The sequence below is a fragment of the Streptomyces misionensis genome, assembly GCF_007896895.1.
Classification (GTDB): Bacteria; Actinomycetota; Actinomycetes; order Streptomycetales; family Streptomycetaceae; genus Streptomyces; species Streptomyces misionensis_A.
The window spans coordinates 16,914-34,968 of record NZ_VOGW01000067.1; the positions used below are offsets into that span (position 1 = coordinate 16,914).

Here is an 18,055-nt window from a genome sequence, read left to right on the forward strand (position 1 = left end):
GCACGGCCTTAGGCACGGCCCCCCTTGCCGTCCCTGGCCGCAGGCCGCGTCACGCGTCCGGTCGTACGACGCCCAGGATCGGCATCGAGCCCGCGCCCGCGACCGTCACCGTGCGGCCCGGGCGGGGGGCCTGGATGATCGCGCCGTCGCCGATGTAGAGGGCGACATGGCTGGCGTCGTCGAAGTAGATGACGAGGTCACCGGGGCGCATGTCCTTCACCGGGATGTGCTTGAGCTGCTTCCACTGCTCCTGCGAGGTGCGCGGGATGGGACGGCCGGCCGCGGCCCACGCCTGGGAGGTCAGGCCCGAGCAGTCGAAGGAGTCCGGGCCCTCGGCGCCCCACACGTACGGCTTGCCGATCTGGGCGGTGGCGAACGCCACGGCCTTCTCGCCCGCGGCGGACGCCTTGCCGTGGATCTTCTCGAGGATGCCGGTGTCCAGCCAGGCGGTCTGCGCCTTGAGCGCGGCCTGCTGCTCCAGCTGGGCGAGCCGCTCCTTCTGCTTCTCCTCCAGCGACGCCTCCAGCTTCTTCGCGGCGTCGATCTGCTGCAGGATCTTCTTCTTGGCGCCGGCCTTCGCCTTGCGGTCCGCGTCCAGCTTCTTCCACTGGGCCGCGGCGTCCTGCGCGTAGTCCTGCAACTGCTGCTGGGCGTCGGACAGTTCGCCGATCAGATGGTTGGCCGCCTGCTGCCCCTGGAGGACCAGTCCGGCGCCGTCCAGGACCTGCCCCGGGTCGTCGCTGAGCAGGAACTGGGCCGTGGGCGGCAGCCCCCCGCCGCGGTACTGCTCCCGGGCCGCCGCGCCCGCCTGGTCCTTGAGCTTCGCCAGCCTCCGCTGCCCGGCCGTGATCTTCTTGGTCAGCGCGGCGATCTCGGCGGACTGCTTCTTCGCCTTCTCCTCGGCCGCGTTGTACGCGTCGGTGGCGACGGCCGCGTCGTGGTAGAGCGTGTCGAGCTTCTGGCGGACCTGTTCGAGGTCCTTGTCCGGCACGGGCGCCGGGCTCGGACCGGGCGCGGAAGAGGCACCCGGCGGCGGTGCGGGCGCGGCGAACGCCGCACCGGGCGCCGCGAGCACGGTCACCGCGCAGACCACGGTCAGGGCGGCCGCGAGCAGACCACGCTTGCCCGTACCCATACCTACCCCCCAGCTGATTTACCGTCAGTAACATACGGACCCCGAGGGATCGTGCCACGGACGCGCGCAAAGCGACAGAGGCCGTGAGGAAAGTCGGACTCCCCCCAACGCCTCGAACAGCCCGGCCGCGACGACGACCACCCCGCCCGTGTGACGAACGGCGCCCGGAGATCGTTCCGTTACCGGCCACCCGAAAGGGTGGTTTCAGCTCCGGGGCGCCAACGCCTCCCACGCCACGGTCACTTCGCCCTGCCGCCAGCGGCCCGGCGCGTCCGTCACCGGCCAGTCGCCCGTGAGGGAGCGCACCGCGCGCAGCCAGCGCTGGCGCGCGCCGTAGGAGGCGTACGGCGCGGCGGCCGCCCAGGCGCGGTCGAAGTCGCGCAGGAACGCGTGCACCGGCTCGCCGGGCACATTGCGGTGGATCAGCGCCTTCGGCAGCCGCTCGGCGAGGTCGGAGGGGCGCTCCAGCGAGCCGAGGCGGGTGGCGAAGGTGACCGTCCGGGGCCCCTCGGGGCCGAGCGCCACCCACACGTGCCGCCGCCCGATCTCGTCGCACGTCCCCTCGACCAGCAGCCCGCCGCGCGAACCGCCGCCCGCGGGGGCCAGCCGCGCGCACAGCCGCTCCCAGACGGCGGCGACCTCGGCCTCGTCGTACTGCCGCAGCACGTTCGCGGCCCGGATCAGCGTCGGGCGCCCGGGCACCGGCACCTCGAAGCCGCCGTGCCGGAAGACCAGCCCGTCCCGCTCGTAGGGCCGGGCCGCCGCCACCCGCTCCGGTTCGATCTCGATGCCGACGACCCGGGTGCGGGGGGCGACGGTGCGCAGCCGGCCGAGCAGCTCGACGGCGGTCCAGGGGGCGGCGCCGTAGCCGAGGTCGACCACGACCGGTTCGCCGGCCCGGCGCAGCTCGGCGCCGTGCGCCGCCGCGATCCAGCGGTCCATGCGGCGCAGCCGGTTCGGGTTGGTGGTCCCGCGCGTCACGGTGCCCACGACGGGCGGCCCCCCGCTCGAACGGAGCCGAGAGAGGGGGAGGATGCTGCGGGAGGCCATGCGTACGAGGGTAAAGGGATGCGGGAGAGACGCGGCCGGACGTGCCGGGGTTCACACGACAAGGCAATGATTCGGTAAAGCCGCTTGTTCCGGAAATGGCCGGCACCCCCGCCGCTGTTGCACCAGCGTGGAGGGCACGGGCGAGTCCTCCAGACGGCATGCCCACAAGGAGGACCGCCACGTGAGCCAGTACACCGGCAGGCTCGTGCGCCGCTCCCCGTCCGCCGCTCCCCGGCTCCGGCTGCACCGCAGACCCCGCCGGGTGGCCATGCTCTCCGTCCACACCTCCCCCCTGCACCAGCCCGGCACCGGCGACGCCGGCGGCATGAACGTCTACATCGTGGAGCTGGCCCAGCGGCTGGCCGCGCTCGGCATCGAGGTCGAGGTCTTCACCCGGGCCACGGCCGGCGACCTGCCCGCCACCGTCCAGCTCGCCCCCGGCGTCCTGGTCCGGCACGTCGACGCGGGCCCGTACGAGGGGCTGGCCAAGGAGGAGCTGCCCGCCCAGCTGTGCGCCTTCACCCACGGGGTGATGCAGGCATGGGCCGGCCACCGCCCCGGCTACTACGACCTCGTCCACTCCCACTACTGGCTCTCCGGACACGTCGGCTGGCTCGCCGCCCAGCGCTGGGGCGTGCCCCTGGTGCACGCCATGCACACCATGGCCAAGGTCAAGAACGCCAACCTGGCCGCCGGCGACCGTCCCGAGCCCGCCGCCCGGGTCATCGGCGAAACGCAGATCGTCGCCGCCGCGGACCGGCTGATCGCCAACACCGCCGAGGAGGCCGGCGAACTCGCCCGGTACTACGAGGCCGACCCCGCCAAGGTCGCCGTCGTCCACCCCGGCGTGAACCTGGAGCGCTTCCGCCCCGCCGACGGCCGGGCCGCCGCCCGCGCCCGCCTCGGCCTGCCGCCGGACGCCCTGATCCCGGTCTTCGCGGGCCGCATACAGCCCCTGAAGGCCCCGGACGTGCTGCTGCGCGCGGTGGCCGTCCTCCTCGACGAGCGCCCCGAACTGCGCTCGCGCATCCTCGTCCCGGTGGTCGGCGGCCCCAGCGGCAGCGGCCTCGCCAAGCCCGAGGGACTCCAGAAGCTCGCCGCCCGGCTCGGCATCGCGGACGTCGTACGGTTCCGCCCGCCGGTCGGCCAGGAGCAGCTCGCGGACTGGTTCCGGGCCGCGTCCGTGCTGGTCATGCCGTCCTACAGCGAGTCCTTCGGACTGGTCGCCATCGAGGCGCAGGCGGCCGGCACCCCGGTGCTCGCCGCCTCGGTCGGCGGGCTGCCGGTGGCCGTGCGCGACGGCGAGACCGGCTTCCTGGTCGACGGGCACGACCCCGCCGACTACGCGCGCGTGCTCGGCCGGTTCGCCGACGAGCCCGCCCTCACCGCGCGCATGGGCGAGGCCGCCGCCCGGCACGCCCGGCGCTTCGGCTGGGACGCGGCGGCCGCGGCGACCGCCGACGTCTACACGGCCGCGACCCAGTCGTACCGCCGTCGCGTACGCTCCCACCATGGGTGATGTCGAGAAGGCCGGACAGGTCCTGGAGGCCGTCTTCCAGGACGCCGAACTGGAGTGGGAGCGCCCCGAGCCCGGGAACTACGTGGTCAAGCTGCCCGGCACGCGCAAGCTGTCCACCACGGTCTCCTTCCTCGTCGGCCGGCACTCCCTCTCCCTCAACGCCTTCGTCGTCCGCCACCCCGACGAGAACGAGGCGGGCGTCCACCGCTGGCTCCTCGAGCGCAACCTCAAGCTGTACGGCGTGAGTTACGCCGTCGACCGGCTCGGCGACGTCTACGTCACCGCGCGTCTCCCGCTCGCCGCCGTCACCCCCGAGGAGATCGACCGCCTCCTCGGCCAGGTCCTGGAGGCGGCCGACGGCGCCTTCAACACCTTGCTGGAACTGGGCTTCGCCACCTCCATCCGCAAGGAGTACGCCTGGCGCGTCTCCCGCGGCGAACCCACCCGCAACCTGGACGCCTTCAAGCACCTGATCGACCGCCCGGCCGAGTGAGCCCCGGCGGCTACGCGCTCCGGCGTGCCCCGCGCCGGTAGCGGCCCGGCGGAACCCCGACCAACTTCCGGAAGTGCCGGGTGAGATGGGCCTGGTCGTAGAAGCCGGTCAGGGCCGCCACCTCGCCCGGCGGCAGCCCGTCCAGCAGCAGCCGGCGGGCCCGGCCGACCCGGCGGGACATCAGGTACTGGTGCGGGGCGATGCCGTACGCGCCGCTGAACGCCCGTACGAGATGGGCGGGATGGGCGTGCAGCAGCGCCGACGCCTCGGTCAGCGAGACGCCGTCGACGAGCCGCGCGTCCAGCAACTCCCGCAAGCGGCGCGCGAGTCGGGGATCGCGCCGGGGACTCGGCGGTTCGACCCGGCGCCGCAGATGGTCCCGCAGCCGCTCCCCGACCAGGGTCAGCCTGCTCTCCGCCTCCAGCTCGTCGCCGGGCCGGGCCAGGGTCGCGTGCAGCTGTCCGACGCGCCGGCGCAGCACGGGGTCGCGCAGATCGGGCCCGTCGACGGCGGCCCCGATCAGCTCCTCGCCCAGCCGGCTGCTGTCGAGGTACACCACCCGCTTGCGGAAGCCGCCCGGGGTCGCCGGGGAGCCGTTGTGCGGCACGTGCGGCGGCAGCAGGCTGACCGTGTCCAGCGGGGTGCCGTGCTCATGGCGGTCCAGGTCGTAGCGCACCGCCCCGTCGTCCACGATCAGCAGCGTCCAGGCGTCGTGGACGTGCATCGGGTAGGCGTACTCGGTGAAGTGGGCGTGGAACACCTCGGTGACGCCCGGGACGCGGGGGCGCCACGCGTTCACTTCCTCCCCCGGGGCGCTCGCGGCCCTGCTCACGGCCATGCAAACAACGTACAAGACGGCGCCGTGCGGCGGTCGGCAGTCTCGACCCATGAGTTCCCTGAGCACCGAACCCGTCCGCTTCGACACCAAGATCGCCGTGCTGCTGCGCGCGGACCTGGCCCCCTGGCAGCGCCTGAACGTGACCGCGTTCCTGGTCAGCGGCCTGGGCGCGACCCTGCCCGAGGTGGTCGGGGAGCCCTACGAGGACGCGGACGGGGTGACGTACCTGCCCATGTTCCGGCAGCCGGTGCTGGTCTTCGAGGGCGACAAGGAGACCCTGCGCGCGGCCCACGAGCGGGCGCTCGGCCGGGCGCTGCCCTGCGCGGTGTTCACGGCGGACCTGTTCGCCACCGGCAACGACCGCGACAACCGCGCGGCCGTACGCGCCGTCCCGACGGCCGATCTGGACCTGGTCGGGCTGGCGGTGTACGGCCCGCGCAACGGCGTGGACAAGGTGCTGAAGGGGGCGCGCATGCATCCGTGACGCGCGCCCCTCGGGGGCGGACCGGCCGGACCCCCGTACCGGCCGCCCCTCCCGGTGCCGGCCGGGCCGGGGTCAGCCGAACATGCCCGGCTGGTAGTCGCCCGCCGGCTGCCGGACGATGACGTTCAGCCGGTTGTAGAGGTTGATCATCGCGATCAGGCCGACGAGGGCGGCGAGCTGCTCCTCGTCGTAGTGCTTGGCGGCCTCGGTCCAGGCCTCGTCGGTGACCCCGCCGGCCGCGTCCGCGATCCGCGTGCCCTGCTCCACCAGCTCCAGCGCGGCGCGCTCGGCCTCGGTGAACACCGTGGCCTCGCGCCAGGCCGCGACCAGGTGGAGCCGCTGCGTGCTCTCGCCGGCGGCCTCGGCGTCCTTGGTGTGCATGTCGGTGCAGAACCCGCAGCCGTTGATCTGGCTGGCGCGGAGCTTCACCAGCTCCTGGGTGGCGTGCGGCACGGTGGAGTCCGTGAGGACCTTGCCCGCCGAGTTGACGTACTTGAAGAACTTGGCGCCGAGGGGGCTGGTCATCAGGTTCAGACGAGCATCCATGATCGGTGCGCTCCCGTGGTGTGGTCGGTGCTGGCTACACCTCATTGACGGGAGCGGGCCGGGGAATGTGACAGCGGTGCGTGTGACCCGCGCCACTTTTCACCCGGGTGGGTGCCGGGCCCGGGGTGTCAGGCGCTGGGTTCGGGGGCGGGCGCCGGTGCGCCCTCGGCGCGGATGCCGGTGGCGGCCTCGGCCTCGCCCGCACCGTCCTCCTTGCGCAGCCCCCGCATCAGCAGTCCGTAGCCGAGCCCGGCGGCCGTGCCGACGACCGCGCACGTCCCCCACAGCCAATCGGCCCCGAACCGGTCGATGACCTGGCCGGACATCAGCGGCGCGACCAGCGCGGCGACGGACCAGGACAGGCTGTACATGCCCTGGTAGCGCCCGCGTCCGTGCACGGGGGAGAGCCGTACGACGAGCCCGGTCTGGGTCGGCGCGTTGACGATCTCGGCGAGGGTCCACACGCACACCGTGGCCATGAAGGCGCCGACCGACCCGGCGAAGGCGGTGAGCCCGAAGCCGTATCCCGCCAGCAGCGAGGAGAGGACCAGCAGGCTGCGCGGATCGCGGTGCTCGATGAACCGGGTGACGGGGATCTGGAGGGCGACGATCAGGACGCCGTTGACGGCGATGGCGACGCCGTAGTCGGCGGGCGAGAACCCGGCCCGGCCCATGGCCACCGGCAGGGCCACCGAGCCCTGCTGGAAGATCAGGGCGACCAGGAAGGACAGCCCGACGACGGCCATGTAGCGGCCGTCGCGCAGCACGGTGCCCAGGCTGATCCCGGCTCCGGCACCGGCCCCGGACCGCTCGGCGGGAGCGTCCGGCCGGGACTCGGGGACCTTCAGGAAGACGACGAGGGCACAGGCGGCCGTCATCCCGGCCTCGATCAGGAACCCGGCGAGATAGCTGAACTCGGCGATGAACCCGGCGGCCGCGGAGGAGACGGCGAAGCCGAGGTTGATGGCCCAGTAGTTGAGCGAGAAGGCCCGCACCCGGTCCTCGGGCCGCACGATGTCGGCCATCATCGCCTGCACCGCGGGGCGGGAGGCGTTGGAGGCCATGCCGACGAGGAAGGCGACGCCGGCGATGGCGACCGGATGGGTCATGAAGCCGAGCAGCGCGACGAAGACGGCGGTGGCGGACTGGGCGACGAGCAGGGTGGGCCGCCGCCCGAGCCGGTCGGCCATGACCCCGCCGGCGAGCGCCGAGACGACCCCGCCCAGCCCGTGCAGCGAGGCGACGAGACCGGCGTACGAGGCGGAGTACCCGCGGTCGAGGGTGAGGTAGAGGGCCATGAAGGTGGCCACGAAGGCGCCGAGCCGGTTGACGAGGGTGCTGGTCCACAGCCACCAGAACTCACGGGGTAGCCCGGAGACGGCTTCCCGGGCAGCGCGTCCGAGACGGGCGGCGGGCATGAGGGGACCCCCTGAAGTTGTAAGTGGCCGACAGCGCAAGCACAACTTACATAGGGGGTCTGACAGTGACCACCCGATTAACAAACACCGTCAACGATCCACCCACCGGTCGCCCGCGCCGCCGTCCACGGGGTGTGGATTACGCTCTGAGGCATGGCCGACGCACCGTACAAGCTGATCCTCCTCCGCCACGGCGAGAGCGAGTGGAACGCGAAGAACCTGTTCACCGGCTGGGTGGACGTCAATCTCAACGAGAAGGGCGAGAAGGAGGCAGTCCGCGGCGGCGAGCTCCTGAAGGACGCCGACCTGCTGCCCGACGTGGTCCACACGTCCCTCCAGAAGCGCGCGATCCGCACCGCGCAGCTGGCCCTGGAGGCCGCCGACCGCCACTGGATCCCGGTCCACCGCAGCTGGCGCCTGAACGAGCGCCACTACGGCGCCCTCCAGGGCAAGGACAAGGCGGCGACGCTGGCCGAGTTCGGCGAGGAGCAGTTCATGCTCTGGCGCCGCTCCTACGACACCCCGCCGCCCCCGCTCGCCGAGGACGCGGAGTACTCCCAGTTCGACGACGCGCGCTACGCGACCCTCCCGCCGGAGCTGCGCCCGCGGACGGAGTGCCTGAAGGACGTCGTCGTCCGCATGCTCCCCTACTGGTTCGACGCGATCGTCCCCGACCTCCTGACCGGCCGCACGGTCCTCGTCGCCGCCCACGGCAACTCCCTGCGCGCCCTGGTCAAGCACCTGGACGGCATCTCCGACGCCGACATCGCGGGCCTGAACATCCCCACGGGCATCCCCCTGGTCTACGAACTCGACTCCGACTTCAAGCCCGTCACCCCGGGCGGCAAGTACCTCGACCCGGAGGCCGCAGCGGCCGCCATCGAGGCGGTCAAGAACCAGGGCAAGAAGAAGTAGGTTTCGTGATCATGCCCCCGACCTGCGCACATGGCGCGGTGCGGGGGCATTTTCACGGCCTGGGCCCACTGTGGGCCCTCAGTGCTCCCTGTCCTGTGGCCGTAGCGCTTGGCTGAGGGCCTTCCGGGCGCGGTCTCGGCTGCTCGGCATGAGGTGCGCGTACACCTTCAGCGTCAGCCCTGGGTCGGAGTGCCCCAGATACTCACTGACTGCCTTGATGCTTTCGCCCGCGTCCAGCAGAACCGACGCGTAGAAGTGCCTCAGGGCGTGCATGCCATGCTCGCGCGCGGCGGCGTGCTCGCGGCTCTTCGCCTTGGGGATGACGCCCGCCCTGGCAAGCGCGGGCTTCCAGTGGTCCTCGTTCAGTGACGTACGCCAGACGTGGCCACCGTTGGGCCCGCTGAAGATCAGGCGCTTGGTCACAGGTTGGCCGTTCGCCCTCATCCACGGCAACGTGACCTTGACCGGGGGGAAGCGCTCGATGTGCTCCTTGAGCGCTTCCGCCACAGGGTCAGGCAGAGGTACGTCACGGAGCTTGCCGCCCTTGGGTGGGGCGAACACGGGCTTACTCAGGCTCAGCTTGAGTTGCTGCACCACGTGCAGGGTGCCGTTGTCGAAGTCCAGCTCATCGGCGCACAGCCCGAGGATCTCGCCTTGGCGTAGGCCGCAGCCGGCGCCCACGTCGACCATGGTGCGGAAGCGTTCGACCATGGCGGCACGGACGGCAAAAACGCGTTCCGGCTGCCACGGAACCACCCGGCGCATGCCCATCTCAGGGAGCGTCACGGTGCGCGAGTTGCAGGGGTTCCGACGCAGGTAGCCGTCCTCCACTGCCGCGCTGAGAACGGCGCGGACGTTGGAGAAGATGACACGCGCATACGCGCCGGACATCCCGGACGCTTCGAGCTGCGTCACGAACTCGCGGATGTGGCTCGGCTGGAACGATCCGAGCGGGCGTGAGCCGATGCGCGGGAACGCATGCAGCCGCAATTGGGACTGCATCGACGCCCGAGTGTTCGGGTCCCCGCTCTGGCTGGCAAGCCACTCCTCGGCGAACTCCTGGAAGGAGGTTCGGGACGCGTTCGGGTCGATGTAGTCGCCGCGGGCCACGTCGGCCGTGATTTTGCTCAGCCACTGCTCGGCCAGGCGCTTCTGTCCGTCGGCGAAGGACTTGCTCTTGCGCTTGCCGTCGGGTGCGAAGTAACGGGCGCGGTAGCGCATGCCCGTGCCGTAGCGCTCGGTCCTGACGCGGACCGTCTTGCCCTCGGCGTTGGTCTCGGTCTTGAACCAGCGGTCTTGGATGCTGCCCGCCATACAGGCTAGGTCCCTTCTGCTTAGCAGGGGCGGCAGAGCCCATAGAGGCTCAACCGGCCGGTTTTCGGGTGTGCTGGACCAGGCCCGCTAGGCGCTAGGCCACAGGCCAGGAACGGTTTCGGTCGCTAGGAGGGGCGCTAGACCTAGCAGGGGTGGCCGCTAGGTCTAGCGCCCGTTGAGGCCGGGTCGGCTCGGGCTTCCTGCCGCGCGGTACCGCGCGCTTGCCGCGCACAGTCGCGCGCCGCGCGGTTGGTGCCGCGCGCTGCCGCGCACCTTCCGCGCGCTCGCCGCGCAGCCGCGCGGTTCAGGCGGCGTCTTCGAGGGCGGACTGTTCGTTCACCCAGGCGCGGACGGTGGCCGGGTCGTAGCGCAGGTGCTTGCCGACGCGGAAGCCGGGCGGGCCGATGCGCTTGCGGCGCCAGGCGTAGACGGTCTCGACGCTCGGGAGGCTGAACATGGTGACGAGGTCTTCCGGGGTGAGGTACCGGTCGGGCAGTCCGCCGCGCAGGGTGGCGCGCGGGTCGATCGATTCGGTTCGGCGGGTGGTCACGCAGTTCCTCCGGTCGGGGTCGATTCCGGGCGGTTCGCCGCGTGTTTAGTCGGGTGTTCACGCGGCTGTCTGCCGTGGTCAGGGGTCGATCGTTGGGCGTGAGCGAGTCGGGTCAGCAGGCGCCACGTGGCGAGCGTGAGCGGCGGCGTGAACGCCTCCGGCGTGGCCGTGAACATGCCGCCCGGCTCGTGAACGGACGACTGGCCGCCGTGAACGGCCGGGGCGTTGCGGGTGAGCGCGGTCGGCTCGTCGTGAACGGCCGATCGGTCGTCGGTGAACACGGCCGGTCGGCCGTGAACGGGGTGGTAGCGGGCGGCCAGCAGGAGGGCGAGCAGCAGGGGGAAGCGGTCGCCCTTGCGGTGGTTGCAGTCCCGGCAGGCCAGTACCAGCGCGCCCACGGACCAGGTCCGCAGCAGCCGGTAAGGCACCACGTGATCGAGCGTCGCCTCCGCGAGGCTGCGGAAGCGGCGACGGCAGTAGACGCAGCGCCACCCGTCGCGTGCGGCGAGCTGGCGCTTGCGCAGCCGCCGCACGGCCGTCTTGGGGCGGGTACGGGTCGGCACGGCTACCACCCCACCCGTGCGGACCGGGTGTGCGGGTGCGGATTCCGCACGTGCGGCCGTGCGGATCGGGTGTGTGGCCGTGCGGATCGGGTGTGCGGCATGGCTACCACTCCGCCCGCAGCGTGCGTGCCCACGTGCCGTCCGGCCCGGCCGGCGGCGTGGCCCCCAGCACGTAGCCGCCCCCGTCCAGCCGCACGATGAGCGGCGAGGGCTGGAGGGCGTCGGCGCGCATCAGGTCGAAGCAGAACCGGCGACGGTGCCAGTCCGGCAACGCCTGCCGGTACAGCCAGTCCCGGCCGGACGTGACGACGCTCCCGGCAGGGTGTGACTCGGCCGTGACGCCGGACGTCACGCAGGCCAAGCCGTGGGTCGCGAACTCCCGTGTCATGGCCTCCCCGAGGCGTACAAGCGTCTCGACGGGCACCGCGGCGGCGCCCTGCCGGATCGCACGGGAGACCAGCAGCGGGGCCCGGCGCACGGTCAGGGCGTCCACCTGGTGGTGGCGGTAGGCGTCCGAGAGGTACAGCGCCACTGCGGCTTCCCCGACCGTCATGGGACGGGAGCGGGCGCCCTCGTACCAGAACGACAGGGCGAGCCGGTAGGCGAACGCTCGGCAGGTGGCCACCTCGAAGAACTCCTCGGCGTCCAGCTCGGCGAAGGTGCCCACCTCCTTCGCGATCCCGGCCGGGCCCAGCGCGCGCACCGCGCTGCTGAGGGCGTCGTAGAGGGTGTCGGTGCTGGGCACCGGGACGGCCAGTTCCTCGGTGGCCGTCTCGAAGAGCGCGGCGGAGACTTCCCCTACGGACAGCTCCAGCCCCTGAACAGGGATGGTGGGGAAGTCCTCGCCGTCCCGGCGCCGGTCCATCTCCACCAGGGAGACGACCGGCGCCGGAACGGGCGCCACCCGCGCATACAGCGCGTTGAGGGCGGCAGTGCTCACGCGGCGCGCCCCAGAGTGCTCTTGGGCAGGTAGGCCCGGTGGAAGGCCACCCGGCGCGGGCACTCCGGCGGGGTCGCGCCGACCGCGAAGCCGCCCGCGTCGAACATCACCATGAGCGGCCGGGGCGCGGCCCACTGGCGGCTGACGGCCAGGTCGTGGCAGAAGCGGCGGCGACGCTCGTCCGGCATGAGGGCCTGGTACTGCTCGCTCAGCTCACTGAACGGAACTCGGTAGGCGGGGTGGTCGAACTCCCGTCCCGCCTCGTCCCCGAGCAGGGCCAGCGTGCGGGCCCCGAGCTGGGCGACACCCTCCATCAGGTGCCCGTCGACCTCAGCGAGCCGGTTGTCGACGGAACGGCCGCGGGTCACCTTGATGTCCGAGGCGTACAGCGCGAGCGTCAGTTCCCCGGCCGTCAAAGGCGCGGAAAGGGCATCGGCGTACCAGTGCTCGACGCACAGCCGATAGGCCCGGGAGTAGGCACTCGATGCGGCACGGTCGTCAAGCGGCAGCGCTTCCAGCTCCTGCCGCGCCTCTTCCAGACCGGCCAGCCCCAGCGTGTCCAACGTCCGCTCCAGCGCCTTCAGCAGCTCCACGTCGGTGGGGTGCCGGGGAAGGCCCGGAAGCGTCTCACGCTGGGCGTACAGTCCGGCCGCCACCTGCTCCCGGGTCAGCTCCAGGGAGCCGACCGGAACGCGGGGGAAGGCCTCTCCGACCCGACGCCGCTCGACCATCGGCAGGTCTGAGACCTGCTCGGGACCATCGGCCCCACGCGTGGACTGTTCGGTGCGCCGCTCTACTCGGATTGCAGGCATCATGGATGTACCCCTTCGAGGGTCAGGGAGCGGCGGCTTTGCCTGGACGCGAGCGCCGCTCCTGTGTTTGAGCCCTGGCGGGTCCGGTGCGCCAACACCGGACGCTCCCGCCGGGGCTCTTTCTTGTGCCGTCCGTACTCGCCCTTGTGGGCGTTCCTTCGGGCCGCTGAGCAGCGCAAGCACGCTCCTCTGCGTCGCTTCCGCTGGTGCGGTGCGACACGAAGACCGTATCGCCATTCGCGAAAGGTGGCAAGGTCGCTTAGAGGGCGTATCGCTTATCGTGTAAAGCGGTGAGGTCGTCCTCTGGATCGAGTGGAAGGAGTGCGGACATGAGCAGCAGCGGTTGGGTTAGCAGCTCGGTGCCGTACGTGGCGCCCCGGAAGAACGCGCAGGGCGACGCATGGGGGGAGGAAGCTGCGGCCAGGGGAGGCGTAGGCAGTCAGCGGGTCGTTCGGGCGGGCGAAGTCCCCGCGCCGCCGGGAGTGGCAAGGCTGCTCATGGTCGAAGAGGGCGCCGCCGTGGTGGTGCGCCAACGCGTGATCTACCTCGATGACCAACCCGTTGAGCTGACCGACACCTACTACCCGGTGGAGGTCGCGCGCGGCACTCGACTGGAAGGAACCAGGAAGATCCGGGGAGGCGCGGTCACTCTCCTTGCCGAACTGGGCTACTCCGCCCACCGGGTCCGGGAGGAAGTCTCGGCACGCATGCCCACCGATGCCGAGCGACACGTACTCGGCCTCGGCGACGCTGAACCCGTGCTCTGCATGACGCGGCTGACGATGGACGCCGACGGCCGGCGCTTCCAGGTGGATGAATCCGTCTTCCCGGCGACCGCTCAACGACTCCGCTACGAACTCGAACCGAGGATCTGACGTGCCCAAGGCGGAATTGGACGCCCACGATCGGCGCCCGCTTCACGAGCGTATTGCGGCCGATCTCCGCGACGAAATCATGTCGGGAGACCTTCAGCCGGGGGCCAAACTCCCCTCAACTCAGCAGCTCAAGGACCGGTTCGAGGCGGCCAACGCGACTGTTCAGAAGGCTCTTCAGGTGCTGAAGGACGAACGTCTCGTTGTCGGCCGCCCTGGTGCGGCCGTGACGGTACGGCCGCACCAACAGGAGACCATCCGACCGGCGGACACCGGCCAACCGGCGCCACCCGGTGAGCAGTACTCATGGCTCACGGTGGCGACAGGTAAAGGCAAACGCGGAAGCATCGAGTTGTTGGAGGTCGCCGAGGTGCGCCCGCCGGCGGATGTGGCAGCAGCGCTGGGGCTCGATGAGAACGGTGTCGCCGTGCTGCGGCGCCAAGTCCTCTCCTACGACGGATCGCCAGTCGAATTGGTGAAGTCCTACTACCCAGTCGAACTGGCTCGTGGGACGGCGATGTCCGAACGCCGGAAGATCCGAGGCGGCACGCCCGCCCTGCTCGCCGAGATGGGTTACCCACCGCTCCACACCGTGGACCGGGTTTCCGCCCGCGTTCCCACCCAGGAGCAGTTCGAGGCCCTGCAACTCCCCAGTGACCTGCCCGTCCTCCGTACCTTCCGGGTGGTCTACAGCAACGATGAACGCCCGATCGAGGTCACGGTTATGGCCAAGGCAGGGCATCTCTACGAGCTGCAATACGAGTTCTGACCCATGCCCCCTCTCCCCAGGGGCCGCTACTTCCGCTACCGCCGCTACCGTGCAGGTCAGGGGCGTGATGGAGGTAGCGGGAAGGGGTAGCGGTAGCGGACAGGTCGCGCTACCGGCCCGGCCAGGGCGGACTCTTCCCCCTCCCCCAGGAATCCGCCACGCCGCCACACCGCAACGCCGCAGGTCAGGTCCGGTGATCCTTTTGCGGGTCGCGCGCGTGTTGCGGATCGGTACCGCCACACCACGACGAGAGGGACATGAAAGTGCGGCCTTCGGCCGCGCGATCCTTGGCAGCTCGCTACGCTCGCGCGCGACGGCACTCGGGAGCTCCCGCGCCACTGCGCGCTATCGGAAGAACGGAGCTCCGCCCAAAGAGGCCACCCACCGCCCGGGGTGGCCTCTTTGCTGCCGGCCGCGACTGCCGTTGGCGTGCAGGATGAGTACCCATACTCAGGTGCGTCTGTGGGAGGGGCGGCATGCTGGCGGACATGCAGCGTCCTTCGGTGTGGTTGGATCTTGGGCTGGCGATCGCTCTTCTTCCGGTGTCGGCCATGCTTATCGTCTGGCTCGGGATGCATGTGATGTTCTCGGGTGATCCCTTCGGGTCTTCCGGCATTCCCACTGCCCAAGCCGGGCGACGCGGGGCGTGGATCTGCGGTTGCACAGCGGTCGTAGCGGGTGGCGGATTGATGGGCCTGCGGTTGTGGATCGCCGGGTCCGTTCACCTGCTCGTTCTCGGTGCGGCGGCCGTTCTGTTTGCCAGCGTTGCTGCTCAGAATGGTTGATCACAGCAGACGCCGGTAGCCGTCTGTGAGCGTTCAAGCGTGGTCGATGCTCAGGCGCCCGTCTGCCTGACGCTCCGGGATGGCGGAGGAGGCTCTTCAAGGGGAAGGGTGGCAGGCGTCTGACCCGCCCCCTGCCCCCTCCTGAAGAGCTATGGCGCGCCCGCCTTTGTCCGAGGTTCGGATTTCTGCGTCACCTCGTCACCTGCGACACCCGGCGCCTTTGACCTGCGCTTTTCGGGTGACGCAGAGGTTCGGGGGTGCGTCAACGGTGACTAGGGCGTCTGCTGGCACGCTCGCCACCCCGAGAGGGCGGGGCCCGGGGTGTTAGCCGAAGGTGTCCGAGGTGGGGATTTCTGCGTCACCCGCGTCATCTGCGTCATTCAGGCTTCTGACCTGCGATTTTTGGGTGACGCAGGGCATTGGGCCTGCGTCACCGGTGACGCAGGCTGTCCGTCACCGATGACGCAGGTGACGCAGGATGACGCAGCCGGGGGCCCTCTGCGTCACCCCCGTCTGCGCAGGTCAGTGGGCGTTTTTCATGATCGGGTGTCGCAGGTGACGCAGCCTTCCCTACTTAGACGTCGTTTCTTATGGCGTGATTGTTCGTCGATCCGTGCATGGCGGATCTCGTGGAGCGACTGGTGCCGGACGAGTTGTGGGTGCTGTTCCGGCGGGTGGTGCCACCGACTGAGGTGATACGTCCGCAGGGTGGAGGCCGACGTCGGGCGGGTGACCGCGAAGCCCTGGCCGGGATCATCTTCGTGGCGACTTCGGGCTGCACGTGGCGGCAACTGCCGCCGGTGTTCGGGCCGGCCTGGCAGACGGTCTACCGGCGGTTCGCCCAGTGGAGCCGGGACCGGGTCTGGGCCCGGCTCCACCGCGTAATCCTCGACGAACTCGGAACACGAGGCGAGTTGGACTGGTCGCGGTGTGCGATCGACTCAGTCAGCCTGAGGGCGGCAAAAGGGGGCCTTTGACGGGACCGAATCCGACCGACCGCGGCAAACTCGGATCGAAAATTCATCTGGTCTGCGACCGCAACGGACTGCCGCTGTCCTTGGGTATCTCGGGCGCGAACATGCACGACAGCCAGGGCCTGGAGCCGCTCGTCCGGGGCATCCCGCCCATCCGCTCCCGCCGCGGGCCCCGGCGCAGGAAGCCGGCGAAACTGCACGCCGACAAGGGATACGACTATGACCACCTGCGCCGATGGCTCCGCGAGCGCGGCATCCGCCACCGCATTGCTCGCAAGGGCATCGAGTCCTCGGAGCGGCTGGGCCGGCATCGCTGGGTGGTCGAGCGAACCGTGTCCTGGCTGGGCGGCTGCCGGAGGCTCCACCGTCGCTACGAGCGTAAGGCCGAACATTTTCTCGCCTTCGTCGGCATAGCGGCGACACTGATCGGCTATCGCCGCCTGAACACCCTGCTCACGGCCTGAGCCGGTCCTGCTGCACGTCGAAGCAGACCAGCCCCATGGACTCCGCGATAGCTGCCGCGTAGGCCGACGCTTCCTCAGCCATGCTCCACCGCATGGCGAAGTAGATCAGCGGACCGCTGGCCTCATCGATCAACGGCCCGGTTGACCAGGGCGAGGTGTCCTCTTCGTCCTCGGTGATGTCGCACCACCGCTCAAGCAACGCGGCCACGTACGCCGCGATGCGTTCGGACGGAGGCTCTTCCACCTCGCCGTCGATGTAGCGGTCATACAGGTCGCTGAAGACCCGGCCGGCGGTCCTGTCATCCACCGGCCTCTTGCCTTCCCAGACAGCAAGGTCGTAGCTCATGACCGGAGGTTCTCATGCCGCTCTGACAGCCATAAGAAACGACGTCTTAGGAAAAAAAGAGGGGCTTCTGTACTTGGTCAGTGCCCCTCAGAGCACGAAGAAGGAGCCGCTCCGCGGCCGACCATCAGGCGGCGCACGCGCCGACCAACAAGAGGAGCACGCCTCGCCCCGGCCGGGTGCTCCTCTTGCCTGTACGAGGCGAGGCGTTGGCCGGCGCGGACTCGGACGACGGCCGGTCTTACGGCCAGGTGTCAGGGAGTGTCAACGCGCGCTGTCAGAGGACGTGACGCCCGCGTCTGCCTAGGGGTTTGAGTGTCAGGCGCCGTGACGGTGTCAGGCATCAGGCAGGTGTCAGAGCCGCGCTACCCGCCTACTGGGTAGTGGGTAGCGGGACCCCAGTAGAAACGCCCGGCCCACCCGCGAGACCGAAGCTCCGCTGGCGGAGTACCCATCTTGAAGAAGGGCTGTTGCTTGGCCTGGTGCCGCTTGTCGCCTCGCTGGTCCGATGCCGTCAGACGGTCCTCCAGAGACGCCGAAACCGGTACTGACCTGCGTGCCGACAAGCGACAAGACAAGACAAGCGACAAGCGGGACGACAAGCCGCGCGACAAGCCACCGCAGTGCCCCACGCGCTGGGCAAGCGTTACGGGTCGGCGTGACGGCCAGGTGTGAGGCGGTGTTACGGGCCCCTGTTAGGGCGCGTAACACCCGCGCCTGCCTAGGGCTTTGGGTGTTACGCGACCATCACACCGTGACGCCCTCGGACACCGTTACGGGTGCTCGCCCGGGCGGCTCCGCCCGGGTCGGTAGCGCGCCCTATCCGCTACCGCTACCCCTTCCCGCTACCTCGATCATGCCCTTGACCTGCACGGTAGCGGCGGTAGCGGAAGTAGCGGCCCCTGGAGGAGAGGGGGTGGACGCGGCCAGGTCTGAGCCCCCGACTGCCGCGGGCAGCCGGTTCCATGTGCCGCCGCTTGCCCCCTTTACCTGCCTTACCTTGCAGGTCAGAGGGCGCTACCCACCCCGTTACCGAGGTAAAGGCCCCCCGCTACCCGGCGGCCCCCTCGCCGACCCCTCAGGGTTGGGGGCGCACCGCACGCCGGACCGCGACCGGAAGAGTTGAGCCCCTTTACCCGGTGCCGCGCCACGGTGGGTTGCCTCAGCCAGGCAGCCGCATAAGCGGAATCTTCTGGTCGGATCTCCGGGGAGGCAGAGACACCCCCTTCCCGAAGTCCTCACGAGGGGGTTCCCAGGTCTGAGTTGCGTGC

19 protein-coding genes are annotated in these 18,055 nt (G+C 70.6%); 8 read left to right on the forward strand and 11 right to left on the reverse strand.

Annotated elements, in window-relative coordinates:
- Positions 1 to 49: 49 nt before the first annotated feature.
- On the reverse strand, positions 50 to 1,135 hold the full coding sequence (locus tag FRZ03_RS12280) for a C40 family peptidase (protein ID WP_146465178.1): 1,086 nt from the start codon (positions 1,133 to 1,135) through the stop codon (positions 50 to 52).
- Positions 1,136 to 1,339: 204 nt separating this feature from the next.
- Entirely contained in the window at positions 1,340 to 2,185 is an 846-nt protein-coding gene (locus FRZ03_RS12285) for a class I SAM-dependent methyltransferase (protein WP_186785380.1), read from the reverse strand.
- Between the two features lie 181 nt (positions 2,186 to 2,366).
- Here FRZ03_RS12285 and mshA point away from each other — a divergent pair, with 181 nt between their 5' ends.
- Both mshA and FRZ03_RS12295 read left to right on the forward strand, forming a co-directional pair.
- Positions 2,367 to 3,704, forward strand: a complete 1,338-nt coding sequence (gene mshA / locus FRZ03_RS12290) for a D-inositol-3-phosphate glycosyltransferase (RefSeq protein ID WP_146465180.1) — start codon at positions 2,367 to 2,369, stop codon at positions 3,702 to 3,704.
- Entirely contained in the window at positions 3,697 to 4,197 is a 501-nt protein-coding gene (locus tag FRZ03_RS12295; RefSeq protein WP_146465181.1) for a type III secretion system chaperone family protein, read from the forward strand. The genes mshA and FRZ03_RS12295 overlap by 8 nt, the downstream gene beginning before the upstream one ends.
- A 10-nt stretch (positions 4,198 to 4,207) precedes the next feature.
- Here the strand turns inward: FRZ03_RS12295 and FRZ03_RS12300 are convergent, their stop codons facing one another.
- On the reverse strand, positions 4,208 to 5,035 hold the full coding sequence (locus FRZ03_RS12300; RefSeq protein WP_146465182.1) for a helix-turn-helix transcriptional regulator: 828 nt from the start codon (positions 5,033 to 5,035) through the stop codon (positions 4,208 to 4,210).
- Between FRZ03_RS12300 and FRZ03_RS12305 the strand changes: the two genes are divergently transcribed.
- Positions 5,034 to 5,519, forward strand: coding sequence for a DUF2000 domain-containing protein (locus FRZ03_RS12305; RefSeq protein WP_186785382.1), 486 nt, complete (start codon positions 5,034 to 5,036; stop codon positions 5,517 to 5,519). The two genes, FRZ03_RS12300 and FRZ03_RS12305, sit on opposite strands and share 2 nt — an antisense overlap.
- 72 nt (positions 5,520 to 5,591) lie before the next feature.
- On the opposite strand, the gene FRZ03_RS12310 is transcribed toward FRZ03_RS12305, so the two are convergent.
- Together FRZ03_RS12310 and FRZ03_RS12315 are read right to left on the reverse strand one after the other, a co-directional pair.
- Positions 5,592 to 6,065, reverse strand: coding sequence for a carboxymuconolactone decarboxylase family protein (locus FRZ03_RS12310; RefSeq protein WP_146465183.1), 474 nt, complete (start codon positions 6,063 to 6,065; stop codon positions 5,592 to 5,594).
- 128 nt (positions 6,066 to 6,193) lie between these two features.
- Positions 6,194 to 7,483 carry an MDR family MFS transporter gene (locus FRZ03_RS12315; protein ID WP_146465184.1) on the reverse strand — a complete coding sequence of 430 codons (1,290 nt, stop codon included), beginning with the start codon at positions 7,481 to 7,483 and terminating at the stop codon, positions 6,194 to 6,196.
- A 153-nt stretch (positions 7,484 to 7,636) separates the two neighbouring features.
- On the opposite strand from FRZ03_RS12315, the gene FRZ03_RS12320 reads away from it, so the two are divergent.
- Positions 7,637 to 8,398 carry a phosphoglyceromutase gene (locus FRZ03_RS12320; protein ID WP_146465185.1) on the forward strand — a complete coding sequence of 254 codons (762 nt, stop codon included), beginning with the start codon at positions 7,637 to 7,639 and terminating at the stop codon, positions 8,396 to 8,398.
- Between the two features lie 78 nt (positions 8,399 to 8,476).
- Here FRZ03_RS12320 and FRZ03_RS12325 read toward each other — a convergent pair whose 3' ends face one another.
- The 5 genes from FRZ03_RS12325 to FRZ03_RS39060 all read right to left on the reverse strand — a co-directional run bounded on the left by FRZ03_RS12325 (position 8,477) and on the right by FRZ03_RS39060 (position 12,580).
- Positions 8,477 to 9,712, reverse strand: a complete 1,236-nt coding sequence (locus FRZ03_RS12325; protein WP_146465186.1) for a tyrosine-type recombinase/integrase — start codon at positions 9,710 to 9,712, stop codon at positions 8,477 to 8,479.
- Positions 9,713 to 10,016: 304 nt separating this feature from the next.
- Entirely contained in the window at positions 10,017 to 10,262 is a 246-nt protein-coding gene (locus tag FRZ03_RS12330; protein WP_146465132.1) for a helix-turn-helix domain-containing protein, read from the reverse strand.
- On the reverse strand, positions 10,259 to 10,825 hold the full coding sequence (locus FRZ03_RS12335) for an HNH endonuclease (protein ID WP_146465187.1): 567 nt from the start codon (positions 10,823 to 10,825) through the stop codon (positions 10,259 to 10,261). Before FRZ03_RS12335 ends, FRZ03_RS12330 begins: the two co-directional genes overlap by 4 nt.
- A 103-nt stretch (positions 10,826 to 10,928) precedes the next feature.
- Positions 10,929 to 11,765 (reverse strand): hypothetical protein, encoded by an 837-nt coding sequence (locus tag FRZ03_RS12340; RefSeq protein ID WP_261398944.1) that lies wholly within the window; start codon positions 11,763 to 11,765, stop codon positions 10,929 to 10,931.
- Positions 11,762 to 12,580: a hypothetical protein gene (locus FRZ03_RS39060; protein WP_186785383.1), complete on the reverse strand. Its 819-nt coding sequence runs from the start codon at positions 12,578 to 12,580 to the stop codon at positions 11,762 to 11,764. Before FRZ03_RS39060 ends, FRZ03_RS12340 begins: the two co-directional genes overlap by 4 nt.
- 326 nt (positions 12,581 to 12,906) lie before the next feature.
- On the opposite strand from FRZ03_RS39060, the gene FRZ03_RS12355 reads away from it, so the two are divergent.
- The 4 genes from FRZ03_RS12355 to FRZ03_RS12370 all read left to right on the forward strand — a co-directional run bounded on the left by FRZ03_RS12355 (position 12,907) and on the right by FRZ03_RS12370 (position 16,441).
- Positions 12,907 to 13,452 carry a GntR family transcriptional regulator gene (locus FRZ03_RS12355; RefSeq protein WP_146465189.1) on the forward strand — a complete coding sequence of 182 codons (546 nt, stop codon included), beginning with the start codon at positions 12,907 to 12,909 and terminating at the stop codon, positions 13,450 to 13,452.
- A 1-nt stretch (position 13,453) separates the two neighbouring features.
- Positions 13,454 to 14,218 (forward strand): GntR family transcriptional regulator, encoded by a 765-nt coding sequence (locus tag FRZ03_RS12360; RefSeq protein ID WP_146465190.1) that lies wholly within the window; start codon positions 13,454 to 13,456, stop codon positions 14,216 to 14,218.
- Positions 14,219 to 14,694: 476 nt separating this feature from the next.
- Positions 14,695 to 15,003 carry a hypothetical protein gene (locus FRZ03_RS12365; protein WP_146465191.1) on the forward strand — a complete coding sequence of 103 codons (309 nt, stop codon included), beginning with the start codon at positions 14,695 to 14,697 and terminating at the stop codon, positions 15,001 to 15,003.
- Positions 15,004 to 15,620: 617 nt separating this feature from the next.
- Positions 15,621 to 16,441 (forward strand): IS5 family transposase gene (locus tag FRZ03_RS12370; RefSeq protein ID WP_398660196.1). Its coding sequence is split into 2 segments (ribosomal slippage): positions 15,621 to 15,968 and positions 15,971 to 16,441, totalling 819 coding nucleotides; the frame shifts between segments, so codons are not numbered across the junction.
- On the opposite strand, the gene FRZ03_RS12375 is transcribed toward FRZ03_RS12370, so the two are convergent.
- Positions 16,431 to 16,787, reverse strand: a complete 357-nt coding sequence (locus FRZ03_RS12375) for a hypothetical protein (RefSeq protein ID WP_146465193.1) — start codon at positions 16,785 to 16,787, stop codon at positions 16,431 to 16,433. The genes FRZ03_RS12370 and FRZ03_RS12375 overlap by 11 nt on opposite strands.
- Positions 16,788 to 18,055 lie beyond the last annotated feature (1,268 nt).

Excerpts from the sequence above, each read along its gene's own strand:
- FRZ03_RS12280 (WP_146465178.1), bottom strand. The coding sequence starts at position 1,135 with ATGGGTACGGGCAAGCGTGGTCTGCTCGCGGCCGCCCTGACCGTGGTC.
- FRZ03_RS12285 (WP_186785380.1), bottom strand. The coding sequence starts at position 2,185 with ATGGCCTCCCGCAGCATCCTCCCCCTCTCTCGGCTCCGTTCGAGCGGG.
- FRZ03_RS12295 (WP_146465181.1), top strand. The coding sequence starts at position 3,697 with ATGGGTGATGTCGAGAAGGCCGGACAGGTCCTGGAGGCCGTCTTCCAG.
- FRZ03_RS12305 (WP_186785382.1), top strand. The coding sequence starts at position 5,034 with ATGCAAACAACGTACAAGACGGCGCCGTGCGGCGGTCGGCAGTCTCGA.
- FRZ03_RS12300 (WP_146465182.1), bottom strand. The coding sequence starts at position 5,035 with ATGGCCGTGAGCAGGGCCGCGAGCGCCCCGGGGGAGGAAGTGAACGCG.
- FRZ03_RS12310 (WP_146465183.1), bottom strand. The coding sequence starts at position 6,065 with ATGGATGCTCGTCTGAACCTGATGACCAGCCCCCTCGGCGCCAAGTTC.
- FRZ03_RS12315 (WP_146465184.1), bottom strand. The coding sequence starts at position 7,483 with ATGCCCGCCGCCCGTCTCGGACGCGCTGCCCGGGAAGCCGTCTCCGGG.
- FRZ03_RS12320 (WP_146465185.1), top strand. The coding sequence starts at position 7,637 with ATGGCCGACGCACCGTACAAGCTGATCCTCCTCCGCCACGGCGAGAGC.
- FRZ03_RS12325 (WP_146465186.1), bottom strand. The coding sequence starts at position 9,712 with ATGGCGGGCAGCATCCAAGACCGCTGGTTCAAGACCGAGACCAACGCC.
- FRZ03_RS39060 (WP_186785383.1), bottom strand. The coding sequence starts at position 12,580 with ATGATGCCTGCAATCCGAGTAGAGCGGCGCACCGAACAGTCCACGCGT.
- FRZ03_RS12355 (WP_146465189.1), top strand. The coding sequence starts at position 12,907 with ATGAGCAGCAGCGGTTGGGTTAGCAGCTCGGTGCCGTACGTGGCGCCC.
- FRZ03_RS12365 (WP_146465191.1), top strand. The coding sequence starts at position 14,695 with ATGCTGGCGGACATGCAGCGTCCTTCGGTGTGGTTGGATCTTGGGCTG.
- FRZ03_RS12375 (WP_146465193.1), bottom strand. The coding sequence starts at position 16,787 with ATGAGCTACGACCTTGCTGTCTGGGAAGGCAAGAGGCCGGTGGATGAC.